This window comes from Paenisporosarcina sp. TG20 (assembly GCF_000286315.1).
Taxonomy (GTDB): Bacteria; Bacillota; Bacilli; order Bacillales_A; family Planococcaceae; genus Paenisporosarcina.
The window spans coordinates 1-6,405 of record NZ_ALJG01000165.1 but is presented as its reverse complement, the minus strand read 5'-3'; the positions used below and the strand labels follow the sequence as shown (position 1 = coordinate 6,405).

The window sequence follows — 6,405 nt, the reverse complement described above, 5'->3', positions numbered from 1 at the left end:
TGTAACGGAAATCATACCGGAAATCACAAGATCTCAATAGAAGGCTGTCTTATTCTACAGGTTATAGTGCAGTAGGTTTATCCTTTTTTAAAGGACCGGGCGTACTTTGCCCGGTTTACTTAGCCTAATATTATTAACATGTTTAAGATAAAAAATCTAATTTTTTATGAAGTTTGTCTTCACTGAAAATCCAACCTGTGTAAGAGTTGAGTATCTCTAAGTTTTCATTTAAATGGACAACTGCAACGAATGGATAATAATCGTTACTTCGATAGCGCAAGTCGATCAAACGAACCTCATGAACGTGTTCATGCTTAGTAATTTCCCAACGATAAATTGGTGAAAATGAAATAAAAGCTTGTAAATTTTTATCTTTTAATGCTGCTTTAATCAGAGGTGAATCTGGAATCGTTTTGCGGTCAAACTTATCATAAATATTGATAGAACGTCCATAAGCTCTTCCTACAAAGTGATGTGTTTTTGTAAGTACTGCAACTCGCCATTGAAAAAACCGAATTGTAGGTGCCAAGATAATCTCTTCTGAATTTGGAAACGTATTTTTAACCGCATGTCTGACGGCCTTTAGAATAGCGAATCTCAATAAATAATATAAGAAAATAATGCTATATAGTATTAGCATTGTAATCACTGGGTCTGCTCCGAAAGCCCAAAATAATAAGGCGACCACGTGCAATCCAAAAATAGTCGGGTCAAATGTATTTATAACACCAAGAGCTACCCATTTTGAAGAAAATGGACGAAGAGCTTGGGTTCCATATGAATTGAATATATCGACAAACACATGTAAAAAAACAGCCAAAAAAGTCCATAACCATAAATGAAGTAAGTTTGCTTCTGGTATTATTAGGTGAATGAGGCCTGTTATAGCTAACGGCCATAGTAATACAGCTGGAATTGAGTGTGTAATGCCACGGTGGTGCCGAATATATACGGCGTTATTGCGTAATTTTAACACTGTATCCACGTCAGGAGAAAGAGATCCAACAATCACTCCCGCTACAACAGCAGTTGCTGTGACTGGATTATCAGCAACAACTGGATCTATTAAGGCTAGACCACCTAATGCAATTCCCATCACAATATGAGTACCTGTATCCAACATTATCAAATCCTTTGAACGGAAACTGTCCGAATAAATTTTGTTCATTTTAAAATACTTTGGATAAAATTACAACGGGTTAGACTTCTTAATTTGTTTCTATCTATAATTTTGTATACCCGAAATGTTCGTCTAGTAATCAACAGAATGTAGGTGTAAAACATGATTGTTTTCAATAAAAATACATTTCGCAAATCGTTAATTAAATGGTACTTAGAAGAAAAGCGAAATCTACCTTGGAGGGAAACATCCGATCCCTACAAAATATGGGTTTCTGAAATCATGCTTCAACAAACAAGGGTAGATACAGTTATACCATATTATAATCGTTTCATTAAAGTATTCCCCACAATGAATGACTTAGCAACTGCAGACGAAGAAAAATTATTAAAACAATGGGAAGGGCTTGGCTATTATTCTCGTGTAAGAAATCTACAAGCAGGTGTTAGAGAAGTAGTTGAGAATTATAACTCCATTGTCCCAAAAACCAGGAATGAAATTTTATCATTAAAAGGAATAGGGCCTTATACAGCAGGCGCTATTTTAAGTATTGCATACGGTAAACCAGAACATGCTGTAGACGGTAACGTAATGCGTGTTTTATCGCGTGTTCTCCTGATTAAAGAAGATATTGCTTTACCAAAAACGAAAAAGATTTTTGAACAAGCAGTTAGTGAAATTATAGATCCACAAGATCCTTCTTCTTTCAATCAAGGTTTGATGGAATTAGGAGCAGTTATTTGTACACCAACATCACCTAAATGTTTATTATGTCCAGTTCGTGATAATTGTTCCGCTTTTTATGCAGGTGAAGAAAATAGATTACCGGTAAAAACGAAAAATAAAAAAACGAAAGCACTGATCTATGATGTTTATGTTACCCAAAATGACAAAAAACAAATTCTCATGGAAAAAAGAGCTGAATCTGGACTTTTAGCGAACATGTATCAATTCCCAATGATTGAACATGTAGATAAAAATATAGATTCTTTTTCATTATTGCAAGATCGTTATGGAATAAACTTCTCAAAAGAAATTGAGTTAGGTACTTTTAAACATGTCTTTTCTCATTTAACATGGGAGATGAAGTGTTTTGCAGGACATGCAGAGGAAATAAGTATGTATGAAAATTGTAAATGGTTAACAATAGAAGAAATAAAAGAAGTACCAATGCCTGTCCCTATGTTAAAGATATGGCAGGCATATATTGAAAGGGGAAAATAATATGACAGCAAATAAAGTAGCTCTTGTCACTGGTAGTAGCAGAGGACTTGGTAAAGCAATAGCGATTGAACTTGCAAAAAATGGATATGATATTGTAGTAAACTATGCACGTAGTAAAACAGCTGCACTGGAAACAGTTGAGGAAATTGAAGCACTTGGTCAAAAAGCATTGCTTATTCGTGCAAATGTAGGAGATATTAAAAAGGTAAAAGCAATGTTTGAAACAATTCGTGAAGAGTTTGGACGTTTGGACGTTTTTGTTAGCAATGCCGCATCAGGAGTTCTTAGGCCCGTAATGGAGCTAGAAGAGTCTCACTGGGATTGGACAATGAATATTAATGCAAAAGCAATGCTATTTGGATCACAAGAAGCAGCAAAATTAATGGATCGTGGCGGGAAAATTTTAGGAATTAGTTCATTAGGATCTATTCGCTATTTAGAAAATTATACTACTGTTGGTGTGTCTAAAGCGGCCATTGAATCAATTACGCGTTACTTAGCAGTTGAACTTGCAGCAAAAGGAATAGCTGTAAATACAGTTTCTGGTGGAGCACTTGATACGGATGCATTGAAACACTTTCCTAATAGAGAAGAACTACTAGATGATGCTAGAAAAAAAACACCAGCTGGTCGAATGGTTGAAATTGATGATATGGTCAAAACCGCAATGTTTTTAATTTCTGATGATTCAGATATGATTCGTGGTCAGACAATTATTGTCGATGGTGGACGTTCAATTGTCATGTAATTTTATAAATAAAGTATATTATTTCGCTATCTGCACACATTATTAGTCATGGAGGTGAAAAACTCATGGCAAACAATAATGATAGTAATATGCCGACTAACGCTAATAAAGTAAGAAATCAAAATCAACAATCTGCAGCTAATAAAGCAAGTGCTTCAGCACAAGGTAATGCACGTGCAGAATTTGGTTCGGAAACAAACGTAAATGAAGTAATTCAACAAAACCAACAATCAGCTCAAAACAATGCTCCATCTGCGCAAGCTAACCGTCGCAATGGATCACAAGCATTCAATTCTCAAGCAGAATTCGGATCTGAAACTGATGTAAATCAAGTAGTTAAGCAAAATCAAAAATCAGCTCAAAAGAAAAATAATGCTTCAGGACCACAATCTAATCGCTAAAAAAAGCAATAAAATAATTTAATAATCATTATGAATCAGCGAAGGCTTTGTGCCTTCGCTGATTTTTATGATACAGTAGTTTATAATGAGTAACATAAAGTGAAATTTTATACATATATTGCGCTTTGACGAAAAGGTGGGCTTATACGTGTCAGTACCAACAGAAGGAGAAACTATTCAAATTCATAGTTACAAACATAATGGCAAAATCCACCGCGTCTGGCAAGAAACAATGATTCTGAAAGGAACAAGGAATATTGTCATTGGCGCGAACGAAAGAACTCTTGTTACAGAGTCTGACGGACGTACTTGGTTAACACGAGAACCATCTATATGTTATTTTCATGCTGAGCATTGGTTTAACATCATTTGTATGTTGCGTGAAGATGGTGTTTACTATTATTGTAATATTAGTTCACCGTTCATCTATGACAATAAATCTTTAAAATACATTGATTATGATTTAGATGTAAAAGTCTTTCCGGACATGACCTATACGATTTTGGATGAAGACGAATTTGAAGATCATAAAAAACAGATGAATTACCCCGATGCTATAGATGCGATTTTACATCGCAATGTGGAAAAACTAATTAGTTGGATTAAGCAACGTAAAGGACCATTTGCGTCGGATTTTATTGAAGTGTGGACAAACCGTTATCTATTTCAACTTAGAATTCGCGAGTAAAATGAGGCCTGTTGAATTTAACAGGCTTTTTAAAATTTTAAAAATTAGAAAGTATTTATTATAGGTTGCTACACAGGCTTGTACCGATTAAAGTGTTGAGTTATTGTTACCAGCACTAATATGGGACTGAATGGCCTGTTTAGTTATTTTATTAGCAGGAAGAGATGTGAACGAATGAGTAGTTCAAAGAGATATATGAAATTTGTTAAACCCTATACATGGCAAATTGTATTCACGGTTGTTATTGGAATTGTAAAATTTGCCATTCCATTATTCATTCCAATATTAATTAAAATCGTCATAGACGACATAATTAATGTCGATACATTAACTAATGGTGAAAAGACTACACAGTTATTTTATTGGTTAGGTGGAACAGCAATCGTGTTTTTCATTGTTAGACCACCGATTGAATACTACCGTCAATATTATGCTCAACTAGTCAGCAACAAAATATTATATGACATACGCCAAGAGTTATTCGCCCACTTGCAACGTTTAAGTTTGCGTTTTTATTCAAATTCAAGAGTTGGGGAAGTCATTTCCCGTGTAATAAACGACGTGGAACAAACAAAAAACTTTGTCATGATTGGGTTAATGAATTTATGGCTAGATTTAGCGACTATTTTGATTGCTATTGCAATTATGCTTACCATGGATATTCCACTGACCTTAGTAACACTTCTCGCATTCCCGTTTTATGCATTTAGTGTGAAATATTTCTTTGGACGATTAAGAGATTTAACTCGAAAGAGATCACAAGCCCTTGCTAGTGTTCAAGGTTATTTGCATGAACGTATACAAGGGATTAGCATAATTAAAAGCTTTACATTAGAAAAACATGAACAGAAAATTTTTGATAAAGAGAATGATGAATTTTTAGAAAAAGCAATTGACCATACCAAGTGGAATGCGAAAGCTTTTGCTATTGTAAACACAATAACAGATGTAGCGCCATTATTGGTTATTGCGTATGCGGGCTATCAAGTTATCCATGAAAATATATCAGTCGGAACGATGGTCGCGTTTATTGCGTATATTGAAAGACTCTATAACCCATTGAGACGTTTAGTTAACTCTTCAACTACCTTGACGCAAGCCTTTGCATCGATGGACCGAGTATTTGAATTAATGGACGAGAAATATGATGTTGAAGATGCAACGAATGCCAAAAATATGCCAGTAATTAAAGGAAAACTTCAATTCGATAATGTTTCATTTAAATACGAAGAAGAAAATAACTTAGTACTAGATAAAATGAACTTTACAGTTGAACCAGGTCAAACGGTTGCTTTTGTAGGAATGAGCGGTGGAGGGAAATCAACCATCATAAGTATGATTCCTCGTTTTTATGATGCAACGAGCGGAGCAGTTAAAATTGATGACATAGACATTAGAGATGTGACAATTGAATCACTACGTGAACAAATTGGAATAGTATTACAAGATAATATATTATTTAGTGATAGCGTTAAAGAAAATATATTGATGGGCAGACCAGATGCGACAGATGAAGAAGTATTTGAAGCAGCAAAAGCAGCAAATGCATATGACTTTATAATTTCGCTTCCTGAAGGTTTTGACACGAAAGTAGGGGAACGTGGTGTTAAACTTTCTGGTGGTCAAAAGCAGCGTGTTGCAATAGCCCGAGTTTTTCTGAAAAATCCTCCGGTCTTAGTATTGGATGAAGCAACTTCTGCTCTTGATTTAGAGAGTGAATCTTTAATACAAGACTCGTTAGAACGTTTAGCGCATAATCGAACAACAATCATTGTGGCACATCGTCTCTCGACAATTACTCATGCCAATCAAATCTTTGTTATTGATCATGGTACACTTAAAGAACAAGGAACACATGAAGAGTTAATTAACTTAAAAGGTATTTATTACAATTTATTTCAAGTGCAACAACTAGATATTGATTGATTAAAAGGGTACTCCTTTATTGACATCATAAAATAAAGACGGCATTAAATTCAGTTTTTAGAATTTAATGCCGTCTTTTTGAATATAAGAGAGTATAAATTTTTTTCGAATGGCAATCCCATTTTCAAGAAAAGTTTTTGAAATACTATTAATTTCCATCTTCTTGAATCTGGTATAAGTTTCTTCTAATCGCTAATTTGACGCGCTCATTAAGGGATAAGTAAGCTACTATCTACTCAAACGAATTAGTATAAATAGTGGGAAAATATTAATTAACTTAAGTTTCGCACCCCAACAA

The 6,405-nt window shown here is 34.5% G+C and carries 6 protein-coding genes; 5 read left to right on the top strand and 1 reads right to left on the bottom strand.

Annotated features, from left to right (window positions below; genetic code table 11):
* Nucleotides 1-142: 142 nt before the first annotated feature.
* Nucleotides 143-1,120 carry a metal-dependent hydrolase gene (locus B371_RS0102395; RefSeq protein WP_026022950.1) on the bottom strand — a complete coding sequence of 326 codons (978 nt, stop codon included), beginning with the start codon at nucleotides 1,118-1,120 and terminating at the stop codon, nucleotides 143-145.
* Between the two features lie 162 nt (nucleotides 1,121-1,282).
* Between B371_RS0102395 and mutY the strand changes: the two genes are divergently transcribed.
* From mutY to B371_RS0102370, 5 genes are all read left to right on the top strand, one after another.
* A complete protein-coding gene (mutY, locus tag B371_RS0102390; protein ID WP_019412720.1) occupies nucleotides 1,283-2,344 on the top strand; it encodes an A/G-specific adenine glycosylase in 1,062 nt (353 codons plus the stop codon).
* 1 nt (nucleotide 2,345) lies between these two features.
* The gene (gene fabL / locus B371_RS0102385) at nucleotides 2,346-3,092 is read left to right on the top strand and encodes an enoyl-[acyl-carrier-protein] reductase FabL (RefSeq protein WP_019412719.1); all 747 of its coding nucleotides are present in this window, start codon (nucleotides 2,346-2,348) and stop codon (nucleotides 3,090-3,092) included.
* A gap of 65 nt (nucleotides 3,093-3,157) precedes the next feature.
* The gene (locus tag B371_RS0102380) at nucleotides 3,158-3,493 is read left to right on the top strand and encodes a gamma-type small acid-soluble spore protein (RefSeq protein WP_019412718.1); all 336 of its coding nucleotides are present in this window, start codon (nucleotides 3,158-3,160) and stop codon (nucleotides 3,491-3,493) included.
* 148 nt (nucleotides 3,494-3,641) lie between these two features.
* Complete coding sequence (locus B371_RS0102375; protein ID WP_019412717.1) at nucleotides 3,642-4,181, top strand: DUF402 domain-containing protein; 540 nt, start codon at nucleotides 3,642-3,644, stop codon at nucleotides 4,179-4,181.
* A gap of 174 nt (nucleotides 4,182-4,355) precedes the next feature.
* Nucleotides 4,356-6,107: an ABC transporter ATP-binding protein gene (locus B371_RS0102370; protein ID WP_019412716.1), complete on the top strand. Its 1,752-nt coding sequence runs from the start codon at nucleotides 4,356-4,358 to the stop codon at nucleotides 6,105-6,107.
* The last annotated feature ends 298 nt before the right edge of the window (nucleotides 6,108-6,405 follow it).